At 65.9% G+C, this 14403-nt stretch carries 16 protein-coding genes and 1 pseudogene; 7 read left to right on the top strand and 10 right to left on the bottom strand.

The features are described 5' to 3' along the window. Positions 1-27 precede the first annotated feature (27 nt). Positions 28-765, top strand: a complete 738-nt coding sequence (locus P9A17_RS10515; protein ID WP_278038471.1) for a dienelactone hydrolase family protein — start codon at positions 28-30, stop codon at positions 763-765. Between the two features lie 21 nt (positions 766-786). Here P9A17_RS10515 and P9A17_RS10510 read toward each other — a convergent pair whose 3' ends face one another. Continuing rightward, positions 787-1248, bottom strand: coding sequence for a hypothetical protein (locus P9A17_RS10510; RefSeq protein WP_278038470.1), 462 nt, complete (start codon positions 1246-1248; stop codon positions 787-789). Between the two features lie 180 nt (positions 1249-1428). Between P9A17_RS10510 and P9A17_RS10505 the strand changes: the two genes are divergently transcribed. Then, a complete protein-coding gene (locus P9A17_RS10505; RefSeq protein ID WP_278038469.1) occupies positions 1429-1974 on the top strand; it encodes an ester cyclase in 546 nt (181 codons plus the stop codon). Here P9A17_RS10505 and P9A17_RS10500 read toward each other — a convergent pair. The 3 genes from P9A17_RS10500 to dapB are packed head-to-tail and all read right to left on the bottom strand — an operon-like array spanning position 1959 to position 3612. Continuing rightward, complete coding sequence (locus P9A17_RS10500) at positions 1959-2414, bottom strand: NAD(P)H-dependent oxidoreductase (protein ID WP_278038468.1); 456 nt, start codon at positions 2412-2414, stop codon at positions 1959-1961. The genes P9A17_RS10505 and P9A17_RS10500 overlap by 16 nt on opposite strands. Beyond that, positions 2411-2878 carry a hypothetical protein gene (locus P9A17_RS10495; RefSeq protein WP_278038467.1) on the bottom strand — a complete coding sequence of 156 codons (468 nt, stop codon included), beginning with the start codon at positions 2876-2878 and terminating at the stop codon, positions 2411-2413. Before P9A17_RS10495 ends, P9A17_RS10500 begins: the two co-directional genes overlap by 4 nt. Next, positions 2875-3612, bottom strand: coding sequence for a 4-hydroxy-tetrahydrodipicolinate reductase (dapB, locus tag P9A17_RS10490; protein ID WP_278038466.1), 738 nt, complete (start codon positions 3610-3612; stop codon positions 2875-2877). The genes P9A17_RS10495 and dapB overlap by 4 nt, the downstream gene beginning before the upstream one ends. A 135-nt stretch (positions 3613-3747) precedes the next feature. Between dapB and P9A17_RS10485 the strand changes: the two genes are divergently transcribed. Beyond that, positions 3748-4479: a DUF222 domain-containing protein gene (locus P9A17_RS10485; protein WP_347403832.1), complete on the top strand. Its 732-nt coding sequence runs from the start codon at positions 3748-3750 to the stop codon at positions 4477-4479. Here the strand turns inward: P9A17_RS10485 and P9A17_RS10480 are convergent. Beyond that, the gene (locus tag P9A17_RS10480; protein WP_278038465.1) at positions 4463-5809 is read right to left on the bottom strand and encodes an IS256 family transposase; all 1347 of its coding nucleotides are present in this window, start codon (positions 5807-5809) and stop codon (positions 4463-4465) included. The two genes, P9A17_RS10485 and P9A17_RS10480, sit on opposite strands and share 17 nt — an antisense overlap. 172 nt (positions 5810-5981) lie before the next feature. On the opposite strand from P9A17_RS10480, the pseudogene P9A17_RS10475 reads away from it, so the two are divergent. Together P9A17_RS10475 and P9A17_RS10470 are read left to right on the top strand one after the other, a co-directional pair. After that, positions 5982-6621: pseudogene (locus P9A17_RS10475) on the top strand (DUF222 domain-containing protein); the annotation flags it as partial. 76 nt (positions 6622-6697) lie between these two features. Beyond that, positions 6698-7024: a hypothetical protein gene (locus P9A17_RS10470; protein WP_278038689.1), complete on the top strand. Its 327-nt coding sequence runs from the start codon at positions 6698-6700 to the stop codon at positions 7022-7024. Here the strand turns inward: P9A17_RS10470 and P9A17_RS10465 are convergent, their stop codons facing one another. After that, positions 7025-7540, bottom strand: a complete 516-nt coding sequence (locus P9A17_RS10465; RefSeq protein ID WP_278038464.1) for an Lrp/AsnC family transcriptional regulator — start codon at positions 7538-7540, stop codon at positions 7025-7027. Between the two features lie 95 nt (positions 7541-7635). On the opposite strand from P9A17_RS10465, the gene ald reads away from it, so the two are divergent. Next, positions 7636-8751, top strand: a complete 1116-nt coding sequence (gene ald, locus P9A17_RS10460; protein WP_278038463.1) for an alanine dehydrogenase — start codon at positions 7636-7638, stop codon at positions 8749-8751. 55 nt (positions 8752-8806) lie between these two features. On the opposite strand, the gene P9A17_RS10455 is transcribed toward ald, so the two are convergent. Next, positions 8807-9181: a YchJ family metal-binding protein gene (locus P9A17_RS10455; protein ID WP_278038462.1), complete on the bottom strand. Its 375-nt coding sequence runs from the start codon at positions 9179-9181 to the stop codon at positions 8807-8809. Between the two features lie 53 nt (positions 9182-9234). Here P9A17_RS10455 and P9A17_RS10450 point away from each other — a divergent pair, with 53 nt between their 5' ends. Beyond that, positions 9235-9792 (top strand): DUF4334 domain-containing protein, encoded by a 558-nt coding sequence (locus P9A17_RS10450; protein ID WP_278038460.1) that lies wholly within the window; start codon positions 9235-9237, stop codon positions 9790-9792. Here the strand turns inward: P9A17_RS10450 and bla are convergent. The 3 genes from bla to P9A17_RS10435 are packed head-to-tail and all read right to left on the bottom strand — an operon-like array spanning position 9789 to position 14289. Beyond that, positions 9789-10688 (bottom strand): class A beta-lactamase, encoded by a 900-nt coding sequence (gene bla, locus P9A17_RS10445; protein WP_278038459.1) that lies wholly within the window; start codon positions 10686-10688, stop codon positions 9789-9791. The two genes, P9A17_RS10450 and bla, sit on opposite strands and share 4 nt — an antisense overlap. 18 nt (positions 10689-10706) lie before the next feature. Next, positions 10707-12065, bottom strand: a complete 1359-nt coding sequence (locus P9A17_RS10440; RefSeq protein WP_278038458.1) for a pitrilysin family protein — start codon at positions 12063-12065, stop codon at positions 10707-10709. Next, on the bottom strand, positions 12040-14289 hold the full coding sequence (locus P9A17_RS10435; protein WP_278038457.1) for a polyribonucleotide nucleotidyltransferase: 2250 nt from the start codon (positions 14287-14289) through the stop codon (positions 12040-12042). Before P9A17_RS10435 ends, P9A17_RS10440 begins: the two co-directional genes overlap by 26 nt. Positions 14290-14403 lie beyond the last annotated feature (114 nt).

The raw sequence follows: 14403 nt of genomic DNA, 5'->3' as shown, positions 1-14403 counted from the left end.
GCCGTGGCGCGGAGTAGAACGGAACACATGCCGACGATCACCGACACCGTGACGACCTCCGATGGTTCCTGCACCGTCAGCCTGCACACTCCCGACGGCGACGGCCCGTGGCCTGGCGTCATCATGTATCCCGACGCGGGTGGGCCTCGGGCTGTCTTCGACTCGATGGGCGAGCAGCTTGCCGGCCTCGGCTACGCCGTGCTGGTGCCCGACGTCTACTACCGCGAAGGCGAGTGGGCGCCGTTCGAGTTCGCGACGGTCTTCGGCGACGAGGTCGAGCGCAAGCGCCTGTTCGGGATGATGTCGAAGGTGACGCCGGAGATCATGGCCTCGGACGCGGCCGCGTTCTTCGACTACCTGGCCGCACGGCCGGAGGTCAGCGGCGAGTCGTTCGGAACCACGGGCTACTGCATGGGCGGACGCACGTCGCTCGTGGTTGCCGGCCGTCTACCGGAGCGCGTCGCAGCGGCGATGTCGTTCCACGGCGGCGGGCTGGCGTCCGACGATCCCGGAAGCCCGCACCTGCTCGCTGAGCAGATCACCGCCGCCGTGTATGTCGGCGCGGCCCAGGACGACAAGTCCTTCACCGCCGAGAACGGCGAGACGCTCGACAAGGCGCTGACCGCGGCGGGCGTCGAGCACACCATCGAGTGGTATTCCGCCCAGCACGGTTTCGCCGTTCCCGACAACGCACCGTACGACGAGGCGGCGGCAGCCAAGCACTGGGACGCGACGGAATCGTTCTTCGGCGCTCATCTGGGGTGAAAGCCGTTCCGCCGTAACGCTTTAGGTTGCGGTCTTGCGGCGCGAGTGCAGGACGGCGGCTACGCCGCGCACTATCCCCCGCGCGGCGTAGCCGCCTGCGAGGACGCTCAGCACGATCAGCACGATGAACATCAACGTCCAGTTCGCCCGGCCGTGGTCGACGTTCCACCAGATGATGGTGAACAGGATCGCGCAGATGAAGACGACGATGTCGCGCCAGTTCCCTTGGTAGGAGGCGGCGAGTTCGCGCATCTCCCGGTTCTTGTCGACGGCGGCGATCAGCGAGTCGATACGAAGATCGATGACGCGCTGCAGCTCAGCACGCCGCTCGACCTGTTCTGCGGGGATCCGGTCGAGCAGATCCATGTCCTTGGCGATCATGCCGCGCACGTCGGGGGCTTTGAGGTTTCCGGCGGCGATGCCGAGGAGCGCGCCACCGGCGATCGGCGCGCCGGCGAGGGCGAGTTCGGCGATACCGGGCATGGCGACTCCTGTCAGCTGTTGGTCACCGTCATACCACTGCCGACGGTGAAAACGTCAGCGCTGATGACGATCCGGCCTCCGCTCCGCGCGTCCATAATCTACGCTGGCGTTAATCACGTTGTCACGACAGAATGAACCAGATCACGACAGGATTGACAGATATCCCGGGGGGGATAACTTGTGACCAGATCGTCGAGAGTGGACATGCCGCTGCGGGAGCTCCGCGGCGTGACAGTGCTCGCCCACCTCAATGCCGAGAACCGCCATGACATTCCGGCGACGCTCGCCACCTTCAGGCCGGGAGCCGAGCGAACGATGTTGCCCGGCAATGAGATAGCCGACGGACACGCGGCTGTCGTGGATGCATATCGCGAACTGTTCACCGGTTTTCCCGACATGCATTTCGACATCGCCCCCGAGGCCTTCGGCCACCAAGGCGACCGCGTGATCTTCGAAACGGTGGTGCACGGAACGCACCGCGGGCCCTTTCGTGGCTTACCGCCGACCGGCCGGCGGTTATGCCTGCCGATCGTCACGGTGTTCGAGTTCGACGGCGCCGACCTGGTGTGCGAACGCGTCTACTTCGACCGGCTGACGCTGTTCATCCAACTCGGCGTCGGACGTGAGCCCACGTCGGTTCCCGGCAAGCTGACGACAATCCTCAACCACCCCGTCACGGTGTTCCGGGCCGCACTGCGTTCGCGCAGGCGTCACACCATCAACTGAGCGGCGACCGTCGCGCCGAGGTTCCAGCAGTTTTCGAGGTCGTCTTTGGTCGGCTTGCCGGACACGATGACCGTCTCCGCGGCCTGTTCCCAGCCGAGGCCGCCGGTGATGCCGGCCAGCGCCCGCTCGGCCCCCTCGGTGCCTTCGTTGCCGTGCAGATAGGCCCCGAAGGGTCGTCCGCGGGTGGCGTCGAGGAGTTGGTAATACGCGCAGTCGAATGCGTGTTTCAGTGCGCCACTGAGATATCCGAGGTTGACCGGCGTTGCGAGGATATAACCGTCGGCGGCGAGCATCTCAGCCGGTGACACTGTCAGGGCAGGACTGCGGACGACGTCGACGCCGTCGATCTCGGGATCGGTAGCTCCGGCGATCACAGCCTCGAACATCTCGTGGCAGTGCGGCGACGGAGTGTGGTGAACGATCAGCAGTGTCTTGCTCATCGCGCCGACTCCTCCATCTGCACAGCCTTTTTCATGGTCTCCCTGGCCCGTGAGCGGTCGCCGGCGTAGTCGTAGGCGCGAGCCAGTCGGTACCAGCGCAGCCAGTTCTCGGGGTCGGCTTCGAGCTCGTCGCGAACGGTCGCGAACAATGCGTCGGCAGACTCGCGCTCGATGCGCCCGGAGGCCCTGCGCGGCAGGTCGCCGACGTCGAGCTCCATGCCGCTCTCCCGCGCCTTGCGAGCCAGCCGTTGGTGCGCCAGACCGGCTTTGAGGGTGGCGAACAGAACCCAGAGGCCGATGACCGGCATGATGAGGATCGCCACCCCGAGCCCGATCGGCGCGACCTCGCCCGACCCGATGAGGACGAACGCCGCACGCCCCAGCAGTACGAAATACACGATGAGCGCGACGCACATGAAGCCGATCAGCAGCTGGGTGCGAAGTGCGCGCGCTCCGTCGCTCATGTCAGGTCGAGGAGCGGTTCGATGCCGATCGTCAGCCCGGGGAACTCGCGGATCTTGCGCACCGCAAGTAGAACGCCGGGGACGAACGACGTGCGGTCGATGCTGTCGTGCCGGATCGTCAGCGTCTCACCGAGGGTGCCGAACAGCACCTCCTGGTGGGCGACGAGGCCTGCGAGCCGCACCGAATGCACCGGGATGCCGTCGACGTCGGCCCCGCGGGCGCCTTCAATCCCGGTGCTGGTGGCATCGGGGTTGGGCGGCATGCCTTTTCGCGCTTCCGCGATGAGGCGTGCAGTGCGCGCCGCCGTACCCGATGGGGCGTCGGCCTTGTGCGGATGGTGCAGTTCGATGACCTCGACGGATTCGAAGTACTTGGCGGCCTGCTGCGCGAAGTGCATCGACAGGACGGCGCCGATCGCGAAGTTCGGCGCGATGAGCACGGATACGTCAGGCTTGGCCGACAGCCAGTCCTCGACCTGGCCGATACGCTCGTCGGTGAACCCGGTGGTGCCGACCACAGCGTGAATTCCGTTGTCGATCAAGAACTTCAGATTGTCCATGACGACGCCCGGGTGGGTGAAGTCGATGACGGCTTCGGTGCCGCTGTCCACGAGCGTGGACAGCGCGTCACCGGCGTCGACACCGGTGGTGAAGGTGAGGTCGTCGGCGTCTTCGACGCCCGCCACCATCGTCGCGCCCACCTTGCCTTTGGCGCCCAGTACTCCGACTCGCATGGGCTCACCCTATCGGGCGGGCGGGGGCCTGCCCCCTGCCGGACAACCAAACCTCTGAATTTTCTTCTGCCACTTGGGTTTCTCTGGTCACATTTCGATCCCGGCTTGTCGGTGGTTCGAACTAGTGTTCGATTCATGGATGCGGTGTCGGACGCGTTGGCGGGGATGGGTGAGCAGATCACCATCCTGGCCAAGGCGTGCGACGAGTTGTCCCACCGCGAGCTGATCAGGCTGTTGAGTGAGTTGGCGACGGTGACCCGTACGATTCCGACCCTGGAGCATCGGGTGCTGGCGCGGCTTCTGGCAGAGACTGAACCGCACCGGCTGGGAGAGGCGTCGTGGAAGAAGGTGTTGACCACGGCTCTGCGGATCTCGGGGAGAGAAGCGGGACGCCGGTTGGTGCGGGCCAAAAGCCTGGGACCGGGGCGGGCGATCAGCGGCGAGCCGTTGGCACCGCTATGGGAAGCCACCGCCGCCGCCCAAGCTCAGGGGCTACTCGATGAGGAGCATGTCGCGGTGATCGCGAAGTTCCACAAGACGTTGCCGAAGTGGGTGGATGCCGGCACGCGTGCGCAGGCCGATGTGGAATTGGCGCGCCAGGGCGCGGGGCTGGATCCGGAGACCCTATCCGCAGCGGCTAGGTACTTGTTGGTCAAGATCGATCAGGACGGTCCTGCTCCGTCGGACAAGGAGCGCATCCGCAAGCGTGGGGTGCGGTTCGGGCGCCAGCAAGCCGACGGCTACAGCCGGGTCAGCGGCTGGATGACAGCCAAATGCCGGGCGATGGTGGAAGCGGTGTGGGCCAAAGAAGCCGCACCGAGCTTGTCAAGATTTCTGTGTAGGTGGCGGGTTATAGGTAGGGGTTGATTCGTTCGGGGTAGGTCAGCGCTAGTGCGCCCAATGCTTGCTTCCAGCCGTTGGTGCGTGCTCCCTCGACGAGACGCTTACTGCGTGAGCGATCCCCGGTTTTGAGCGGGTCGTCATAGAACTTCTGCCGTTCTCGGGCGCGTTTGTCCTCGATGTTGCAGATCGCCAGCCAGAGCAGTTTGACCGCGGCTTGATCGTTGGGGAAGTGGCCGCGGTTCTTGATGATCTTGCGCAGTTGGTAGTTCAACGATTCGATCGCGTTGGTGGTGTAGATGATCCGCCGCAACGCTGGCGGGAACGCCAGGAACGGGATGAACCGCTCCCAGGCGTTGCGCCAGGCGATCACGGTCGTCGGGTTCGACTGTCCCAGAGTCGAATTGGCGAATTCCTCGAACGCCTCCGCTGCGGCATCGACAGTCGGGGCGGTGTAGACGGTCTTGAGCGCGGCTGCGATCGCCCTACGCTGGCCGTAGGACACGAACCGCATCGAGTTGCGGATCAGATGCACCACACAGGTCTGCACAGTGGCCTGCGGCCAGGTCGCCTCAACGGCTTCGGCGAACCCGGTCAGCCCGTCGGTGCACACGATCAGGATGTCTTTGACCCCGCGATTGGCCAGCTCTGCGCACACCCCAGCCCAGAACTTGGCGCCCTCGTTGGCTGTGACCCAGATTCCCAGCACGTGGCGGATCCCGTCGAGATCGACACCGACGGCGATGTGGGCTGCCCTGTTCTTGACCTGATGGCCGTCGCGGATCTTGATGACCAGAGCGTCGAGATAGACGATCGGATACAGCTCCTCAAGCGGCCGTTTCTGCCATTGGGCCACCTCGTCGAGTACCGCGTCGGTGATCTTGGAAATCGTCTCGTGGGAGAGCTCGGTGCCGATCGTGGTGGCCAGATGATGCTGAATGTCGCGGATAGTCATTCCGCCGGCGTAGAGCGAGATGATCATGTCGTCGAGGCCGCCCAGGCGTCGCGAGCCCTTCGGGACCAGCGTCGGGGTGAAACTGCCCTCGCGATCACGCGGGATCGCCAACCCGACATCGCCGACTTCACTGGCGACTGTCTTGGGGGTGAACCCGTTGCGGGCGTTGGGCAGTTCACGCCCGACCGGATCACCCTTCTCATAGCCCAGATGGTCGGTCAGCTCAGCAGCCAGGCCACGCTCGAGCACCGCTTTGACCATCTCGGCCAGAAACCCGCCCTGACCGGTCAACTGCAACTGGCCGGCATCGATCTTGGCCAACACATCGTCCAACACACCCGCGGACTTCAACGCCTCCATGGCCTCAGCGCCCGACATCGGCTCGTCAGTGCTCACATCCATCGATACTGCTCCATTCACTCAGGAGCCACAGCTACACAAACCATCTGACACGCCCGCCGCACCGGGACACAACATCCCCGTCGAAGAACTCGACGACACCGCCGACACTAACGAAACGGCGAGCGTCGGCGACCCCGTGACCGATGACCACGATCCGTCGCCGCAGCCGCTCGGCACCGATCCGCGCACGCCGGAGCAGCGCAACCACGATGCGCTCGAAGCCCTCGCATGCCGTGCACTCGAAGGCGGGCTCGGCGATCACAACGGCCTTCCCGTCACGGTGATCGTGTCCACCACGTTGCAGGAGTTGGAGAAAGGCGCCGGCGTCGCGGTCACCGGCGGCGGCAGCCTGGTGCCGATGCGCGATCTGATCCAGATGGCCGCCAACGCATTCCACTACCTGTACGTCTATTGACCAGCACACCGAACAGTCGCTCTACCTCGGCAGGGCTAAAAGGTTGGCCAACCCCGCCCAGCGCATCGTCCTGCACGGCAAGGAGCGCGGCTGCACCCGACCCGGCTGCACGGTGTCTGGCTACTGGGCCCAAGTGCATCACGCGGTCGCGGATTGGAAAGACGACGGACAGACCAACATCGACGAGCTGACCTTCGCCTGCGGCCCCGACCACCGCATGCTCGACAAAACGGGTTGGCGCACCCGCAAGAACGCCACAGGCCACACCGAATGGCTCCCACCACCAGACCTCGACTGGGGGCACCACCCGCTTGCGGGGGACGGCCAACATCGCATCAACGGCTACCACCACCCCGAGAGATACCTATTACCTCAAGACGAGGACGACGTTCCGTAGCGCGGTTTAGCCTCGGAGAATGAGCGGCACACACCGGCGATCGTTGACGTTCGCCGCGGCGACGGCATGCACCCTGATGGCGGGGACACTGGCCGCCTCCCCCGCGATCGCCGTGCCCTACGGCAGCAACGGCGTCTTCGGCGTGACAACCCAACCGCGAGACGGATGGGCGACGTCCTACATCCCGCCGGGCCGCTATCGCGTGGACCAGTCGCCGAGCATGCAGCCCTATCAGAGCCCGCCCGGCATCTGGTTCCGATGCAGCAACTTCCCTTGTGCGGCAACCTTTCCCGCCAACATCATCGGCACGGGATCCGCGCTCAGAGATGCGCCGACCTTCGTCGACGTCCTTCCGAGCGACGTTGCCGTCGCCCTGCTCAACGTCACACTGACACCCGCCTGACTACAGCGGCGAGGCGCCACGCAGATGCTCGAAGATCAGTGACGTCTGCGTCCCGGCCACATCGGCGTCGGCGTTGAGATTCTCGACCACGAACGCCCGCAGATCGTCGGTGTCGCGCGCAGCGACATGCAGGATGAAGTCGTCAGCCCCGGCGAGAAAATAGACATCCATGACCTGGGGCTTGCGTCGGATCGTCTGGATGAAGTTGCGGATCTTGCCTCGCGAGTTGGCCTGCAGGCTGACCGAGATCATCGCCTGCAACGTCAATCCGATCGCCGCGGGATCGATGTCGGCGTAAAACCCGCGGATCACCCCGAGGTCCTGCAGCCGCCGAACCCTGCCGTGACACGTCGATGCGGCGATCCCGATCAGGTCGGCGAGCGCACTATTGGACATCCGGGCGTCGGCGTGCAGAGCCGTCAGAATCCGCCGGTCGACCTCGTCGATCGCAGGGGCCCGAACATCCTTCGGGCGCGCCGCACGAGTCCCATCAAATTCTGATGATCCTTCTGGCATATCGACACTCTACGAAATGATCGTCATCGTTATTGCCTCTATTTCGATGTTTCTTCACAATTGATTCAACCGAATTCCCCTATCGAGGAGCGATCATGCGCGTCGGCATCCCGACCGAGATCAAGAACAACGAATTCCGCGTCGCGATCACGCCGTCCGGTGTCGCCGAGCTGGTCCAGCGCGGCCACGAGGTCCTCATCCAGGCCGGTGCCGGCGACGGCTCCGCCATCTCCGATGCCGATTTCAAGCGCGCCGGCGCCCAGATGATCAATACCGCTGACGAGGTCTGGGCCGAAGCCGAGCTGCTGCTCAAGGTCAAGGAGCCCATCGAGCCCGAGTACGCCAAGATGCGTCAGGGTCAGACACTCTTCACCTACCTCCACCTCGCCGCGTCCAAGCCGTGCACCGATGCCCTGATGGCGTCCGGCACCACGTCGATCGCCTACGAGACGGTCCAGACCGCCGATGGGGCGCTCCCGCTGCTCGCCCCGATGAGCGAGGTCGCCGGCCGCCTCTCCGCACAGGTCGGCGCCTACCACCTGATGCGCAGCCACGGCGGACGCGGCGTCCTGATGGGCGGCGTCCCCGGTGTCGCGCCGGCTGAGGTTGTCGTCATCGGCGGCGGCGTGGCGGGCTACAACGCCGCTCGCATTGCCAAGGGCATGGGCGCCCACGTCAACGTCTTCGACGTCAACGTCAACACGCTGCGCAAGATCGACAACGAGTTCAACGGCAGCATCGAGACCCGCTACTCGTCGATGCTCGACCTCGAAGACGCCGTCAAGGGCGCCGACCTCGTGATCGGCGCAGTGCTGGTACCCGGTGCCAAGGCGCCCAAGTTGGTCACCAATTCGACTGTGGCAGCGATGAAGTCGGGCGCAGTGTTGGTCGACATCGCGATCGACCAGGGCGGCTGCTTCGAGGATTCGCGGCCCACCACGCATGACGATCCGACGTTCTCGGTGCACGACACCGTGTTCTACTGCGTCGCCAACATGCCAGGCGCGGTGCCGCGCACCTCGACCTACGCGCTGACCAACGCGACGCTGCCGTACGTGCTCAAGCTGGCGGGCAAGGGCTGGCAGGACGCCTGCCGCGCTGATTCCGCGCTGGCCAAGGGCCTGTCCACCCACGAAGGCGCGCTGCTGTCCGAGCAGGTCGCCACCGACCTCGACCTGCCCTTCACCGACCCCGCAGATCTGCTGGCCTGACGACATCCCCTCTCGCCCGGTCGGTGCCCATGGCGCCGGCCGGGCGATGAAACGTCTAGTCGAAGATGTCGCCGTCGATGTAGACCCACCGGCCGCCGCGGACCGCGAACCGGGACCGCTCGTGAAGGACACCCGCCCGGTGGTAGGCCCGGAATTCGACCTCGCCTGCCTTGTCGCCGCATCCACCCCCAACGCAGTCGACGATCTCCAACCGCGTCCATGTCACGGTGAAGTCGGTGACCTCCGGCGGACGGGTCCGCGGATGCCACGTTCGCCAGATGTAGTCCCCGTCGCCGACCACATAAGCGCTGTAGCGCGACCGCATCAGTTGTTCCGCGGTCTGTGCCTGCCGCTCCGAAACGTGTATCGGCAGGCAGCACGTACCGAATCGATCTCCGGTGCCACAGGGGCAGAGCTCGTCGGAACGCATCCTCACAGTCTGCATTGTGGAAAAGTTGACAGGTGTCAAGTATATTCACAGGCATGCTTGCGCTCACCGACGTCATGCCCAACGTCCCGACCAGCACGGCCGACGCCCTTGAGCTGTTCGACTCCCTCGCGGCCGTCGAACCCGACTTCATGCTCGGCACCTGGCATGGCGCCGAACTGCCGACCAGCCACCCCCTCGACGGCCTGCTCGCCGCGAGCGGTTGGTGGGGCAAGCACTTCGGCGACAGCGAATCCGTCCATCCGCTGCTCTTCCCCACCGCCGACGGCACGGGTCTGTGGGCACTGAACCCGATGCTCGCCTTCGCCGGCCTCGGTGTCGCCACCCGGATTCCCGGCCTGAAGAACCAGAACTTCGCCGTACCGATCGCCACGCTGAAGCCCGCCCTCAGGGCGCGCGGACCGAAGGCCCGCCTGCGCACCACGCGCTACCGTGGCGTCGACACCGCGACGATGATCTACGACCAACTGCCGATCAACGACGTGTTCCGCCGACTCGACGACACCACCGTCCTCGGGGCGATGGATCTGCGCGGCATCAGGGCGCCGTATTTCTTTGTGCTGCACCGCGACAACTCGCTGCGCCTGGTCTAGGGCCCCTCGACCTCGGCCACCGCAAGCGTCGCCACCTCACCGATCAGTGGACGCAGGCTCGCCGCGTCCGGGTCGTCGAACGCCGACCGCGTCATGATCGCCAGCAGCAGTCGCTGCCCCGCCGGACCGTATGCGACACCGATGTCGTTCGTTGTGCCGTAGTCGCCGCTGCCCGTCTTGTCCGCGCTCGTGAACCCTGCCGGCAGTCCGGCGCGCATGCTCGAGGTCTGGTTGCCGAGCATCCAGTCGACCAGCTGTTGGCGGCCCGCCGCCTGCAACACCTCACCCGTGAGCAGCGCTCGGTAACCGCCGGCCAACGCGCGCGGTGTACTCGTGTCCCGCGGATCGCCGGGCACCGCCGAGTTCAGCTCCACCTCCCAGCGGTCCAGCCGCGTACGGTCGTCGCCGATGCTGCGGGCGAATTCGGTGATCGCCTGCGGCCCGCCCAGCACCCGCAACAGTCCGTTCGCGGCGGCGTTGTCGCTCTGCTGTAACGCGGCCTGACACAGCTCGGCCAGTGACATCGCCGTCCCGACCCGAGGCTCGGTCACCGGTGAATGCGGACGGATGTCGGCGGCCTCGATGGGCACCGTATCGGTGAGGCTCGCCCTCCCCTGCTGCACGCGCTGCAGGATCGCCCCGGCGGCGTACGCCTTGAACGTCGAGCACATCGCGAAGGTCTCGCCATCGCGGTAGGCGAGGGTCTTCTGCGTGTCCAGATTGACTGCGTACAGCCCGATTTGAGCGTTGTGACGCTGGGCGAGCGCATCGAAACGTTCGCCGGGAGGAGGCAGCGGCTGGGCAGGATCGGCAAGAACGGTCTGTGCGGAACACGCGGTCAGCGCGCACAGTGACAGCCCGCCGAGCAGTACGTGTCGCCGCGTTAGCTCCGTCATCGCCTGCCAGGCTACAGCTCAGCCCGCGATCGTCTGAAGCGCCCTCGGCAGCGAGCGCTTGGTGCGCACCGGACCGAGCACTGCGGCACCGAACGGGCGGGTCAGCAACTGCCGCGCCACGGCGTTCACCTCGTCGAGCGTCACGTGCTCGATCTTGGACAGCGTGTGCGCGATGGTGCGGTGCTGGCCGTAGTTCAGCTCACTGCGTCCGATGCGGTTCATTCGCGAACCCGAGTCCTCCAGGCCCAGAACCAGTCCGCCGCGCAACGATCCCTTGGCGATCCGACATTCGTCGGCGGTGATGCCGTCGCGGGCCACCTCGGCCAGCACGTCGGTCGTCACGCGGACCACCTCGTCGAACCGCTCCGGCAGGCAGCCGGCGTAGATCGACAGTGCCCCACTGTCGGCGAACGTGTCGACAGTGGAGTACACCGAGTACGCCAGTCCCCTGGTCTCTCGAATCTGTTGGAACAGACGCGAACTCAGTCCGCCGCCCAACGCGGTGTTCAGCACCGACAGCGCCCACCGGTGATCCCAGTGCCGTCCTGGTGTGCGGACCCCCAGCGAAAGGTGGGTCTGCTCACCGTCCCGGTTGACCAGTTGGAGGGTGGGTCGGCCGGTCACCCGGCTGGTGCCCTTACGTGGCGCCACCGGCGACCGTCCGCGTACCAGCCGAGCGCCGAAATGCTCGCGGACGAGCGCCACGACCTCGTCGTGCTCGATGTTTCCCGCGACGGCCACGACCATCCGGTCCGGGGTGTAGCGACGCACATGGAACGAATGCAGTTGCGCGCGAGTCATTCCCGAAATCGACTCGACGCTGCCGATGACGGGACGGCCCACCGGGTGATCGCCGAACATCGCCGAGAGGAAGACGTCGCCGAGGGTGTCCTCGGGGTCGTCGTCGCGCATGGCGATCTCTTCGAGCACGACATCGCGCTCGACCTCGACATCGTCGACATGACACCGGCCGCGCAGGACCACATCGGCGACCAGATCGATCGCCAGCTCCAGATCCGAATCGAGGACGTGCGCGTAATAGCAGGTGTGCTCACGAGAGGTGAACGCATTCAGCTCGCCGCCGACGGCGTCGACGGCCTGGGCGATCTGGACCGCGGTGCGCGTCGGCGTCGACTTGAACAGCAGGTGCTCCAGGAAGTGCGCCGCGCCGGCCACGCTACGACCTTCGTCGCGGGAGCCGACGTTCACCCACACCCCGACCGATGCCGAATGCACCGACGGGACGTGCTCGGTGACCACGCGCAGGCCACCGGGCAACTGGGTGCGGCGCACCGCCGTCGATTTACCGGTCGCGTCTCCGCCGCGCTTCCCCTGGCGGAGCGCCCCCGTGTTAGCTGCTGACGGTCGCTGCTGCATCAACCGGTGCGTCAGCGGGTGCGGTTGCCTCGGCTGCTGCCGACTCCTCGTCGACGAGGACCAGCGAGATCTTGCCGCGGTTGTCGATGTCGGCGATCTCCACGCGCAGCTTGTCGCCGACCTTGACGACATCCTCGACCTTGTTGATCCGCTTGCCGCGGCCCAACTTCGAGATGTGCACCAGACCGTCGCGACCCGGCAGCAGCGAGACGAAAGCTCCGAAATCGGTGGTCTTGACCACGGTTCCGAGGAACCGCTCGCCGACCTTGGGCAGCTGCGGGTTCGCGATCGCGTTGATCTTGTCGATCGCCGCCTGCGCCGCTTCGCCGTTGGAGGCGCCGACGAACACGGTGCCGTCGTCCTCGATCGAGATCGACGCCCCGGTCTCCTCGGTGATCGAGTTGATCATCTTGCCCTTGGGCCCGATGACCTCACCGATCTTGTCGACCGGAACCTTGATCGTCGTGATGCGCGGCGCGTACGGGCTCATCTCGTCGGGTGCGTCGATGGCCTCGGCCATCACCTCGAGGATCGTGATGCGAGCGTCCTTGGCCTGCGACAGCGCTGCGGCCAGCACCTGCGACGGGATGCCGTCGAGCTTCGTGTCGAGCTGCAGGGCGGTGACGAAGTCCTTCGTGCCTGCGCACTTGAAGTCCATGTCGCCGAACGCATCTTCGGCACCCAGGATGTCGGTCAGGGTGACGTAGCGGGTCTCACCATCGACCTCGTCGGACACCAGACCCATCGCGATACCCGCAACCGGCGCCTTCAGCGGCACACCGGCGTTCAGCAGCGACAGCGTCGACGCACACACCGAGCCCATCGACGTCGAACCGTTGGAGCCCAACGCTTCCGACACCTGGCGGATCGCGTACGGGAACTCCTCGACGCTCGGCAGCACCGGCACCAGAGCACGCTCGGCGAGCGCGCCGTGGCCGATCTCGCGGCGCTTCGGCGAACCGACGCGGCCGGTCTCACCCGTCGAGAAGGGCGGGAAGTTGTAGTGGTGCATGTAGCGCTTGCTGGTCTCGGGGCCGAGCGAGTCGATCTGCTGGGCCATCTTGACCATGTCGAGGGTGGTGACGCCCATGATCTGGGTCTCGCCCCGCTCGAACAGTGCGCTGCCGTGCGCGCGCGGAATGACCGCAACTTCGGCCGACAGGGCGCGGATGTCGGTGACACCGCGGCCGTCGATGCGGAAGTGGTCGGTCAGGATGCGCTGGCGCACAAGCTTTTTCGTCAGTGAACGGTAGGCAGCGCCGATTTCCTTCTCACGCCCGGCGTACTGCTCGGCCAGCCGCTCGGCGACCTCGGCCTTGATCTCGTTGGTGCGATCGTCGCGCTCCTGCTTGCCTGCGATCGTCAGCGCCTCCGACAGCGCGTCGGTGGCAACCGAGGCGACCGAGTAGTAGACGTCCTCGGCGTAGTCGGGGAACACCGGGTAGTCGGCGGTCTCCTTGCCTGCGGCACCGGCCAGCTCGGCCTGCGCGTCGCACAGCGCGGCGATGAACGGCTTGGCGGCTTCGAGGCCCTCGGCGACGACGGTCTCGGTCGGTGCGCCCGCACCGCCGGCGACGAGATCGATGACGTTCTCGGTGGCCTCGGCCTCGACCATCATGATCGCGACGTCATTGTCGACCTTGCGACCCGCGACGACCATGTCGAACACGGCCGTCTCCAGCTGCTCGACAGTCGGGAACGCAACCCACTGACCGTCGATGAGGGCGACGCGGACGCCGCCGACCGGACCGGAGAACGGCAGGCCCGAGATCTGGGTGGACGCCGACGCGGCGTTGATCGCCAGGACGTCGTAGAGGTCCTTCGGATCGAGCGACAGCACCGTGACGACGACCTGGATCTCGTTGCGCAGGCCGGACACGAACGACGGGCGCAGCGGCCGGTCGATCAGACGGCAGGTCAGGATCGCGTCGGTGGACGGGCGGCCTTCGCGGCGGAAGAACGACCCGGGGATGCGCCCGGCGGCGTACATCCGCTCCTCGACGTCGATCGTGAGGGGGAAGAAGTCGAAGTGGTCTTTGGGCTGCTTGCTGGCCGTGGTGGCGGACAGCAGCATGGTCTCGTCGTCGAGGTAGGCGACGACGGAGCCGGCGGCCTGCTGGGCCAGCCGACCGGTCTCGAAGCGGATGGTGCGGGTGCCGAAGCTCCCGTTGTCGATCACGGCGGTGGCTTCGTACACGCCGTCTTCAATTTCAACTACAGACATGGATGTCCGTACGGCCTCTCTAAATCATCTTCGGTTTCGCGTGATCACGCGCGATGCAGACACCCCGGGGATGCCCGGGAAGTCGCGCCCGGATGCGTCGACGGCCGTCGATCG

Origin of the sequence: Mycobacterium sp. 236(2023) (genome assembly GCF_029623955.1) — a bacterium.
In the GTDB taxonomy this organism is placed as follows: domain Bacteria; phylum Actinomycetota; class Actinomycetes; order Mycobacteriales; family Mycobacteriaceae; genus Mycobacterium.
Note: the sequence above shows the minus strand (reverse complement) of the source record. Positions and strands in the feature narration are given on the sequence as shown.

Coding starts and splice junctions, on each gene's coding strand:
- P9A17_RS10485 (WP_347403832.1), top strand. CDS start 3,748: ATGGATGCGGTGTCGGACGCGTTGGCGGGGATGGGTGAGCAGATCACC.
- dapB (WP_278038466.1), bottom strand. CDS start 3,612: ATGCGAGTCGGAGTACTGGGCGCCAAAGGCAAGGTGGGCGCGACGATG.
- P9A17_RS10465 (WP_278038464.1), bottom strand. CDS start 7,540: ATGCCAGAAGGATCATCAGAATTTGATGGGACTCGTGCGGCGCGCCCG.
- P9A17_RS10435 (WP_278038457.1), bottom strand. CDS start 14,289: ATGTCTGTAGTTGAAATTGAAGACGGCGTGTACGAAGCCACCGCCGTG.
- P9A17_RS10515 (WP_278038471.1), top strand. CDS start 28: ATGCCGACGATCACCGACACCGTGACGACCTCCGATGGTTCCTGCACC.
- ald (WP_278038463.1), top strand. CDS start 7,636: ATGCGCGTCGGCATCCCGACCGAGATCAAGAACAACGAATTCCGCGTC.
- P9A17_RS10470 (WP_278038689.1), top strand. CDS start 6,698: ATGGCGGGGACACTGGCCGCCTCCCCCGCGATCGCCGTGCCCTACGGC.
- P9A17_RS10510 (WP_278038470.1), bottom strand. CDS start 1,248: ATGCCCGGTATCGCCGAACTCGCCCTCGCCGGCGCGCCGATCGCCGGT.
- bla (WP_278038459.1), bottom strand. CDS start 10,688: ATGACGGAGCTAACGCGGCGACACGTACTGCTCGGCGGGCTGTCACTG.
- P9A17_RS10440 (WP_278038458.1), bottom strand. CDS start 12,065: ATGCAGCAGCGACCGTCAGCAGCTAACACGGGGGCGCTCCGCCAGGGG.
- P9A17_RS10455 (WP_278038462.1), bottom strand. CDS start 9,181: ATGCGTTCCGACGAGCTCTGCCCCTGTGGCACCGGAGATCGATTCGGT.
- P9A17_RS10495 (WP_278038467.1), bottom strand. CDS start 2,878: ATGAGCGACGGAGCGCGCGCACTTCGCACCCAGCTGCTGATCGGCTTC.
- P9A17_RS10450 (WP_278038460.1), top strand. CDS start 9,235: ATGCTTGCGCTCACCGACGTCATGCCCAACGTCCCGACCAGCACGGCC.
- P9A17_RS10480 (WP_278038465.1), bottom strand. CDS start 5,809: ATGGATGTGAGCACTGACGAGCCGATGTCGGGCGCTGAGGCCATGGAG.
- P9A17_RS10500 (WP_278038468.1), bottom strand. CDS start 2,414: ATGAGCAAGACACTGCTGATCGTTCACCACACTCCGTCGCCGCACTGC.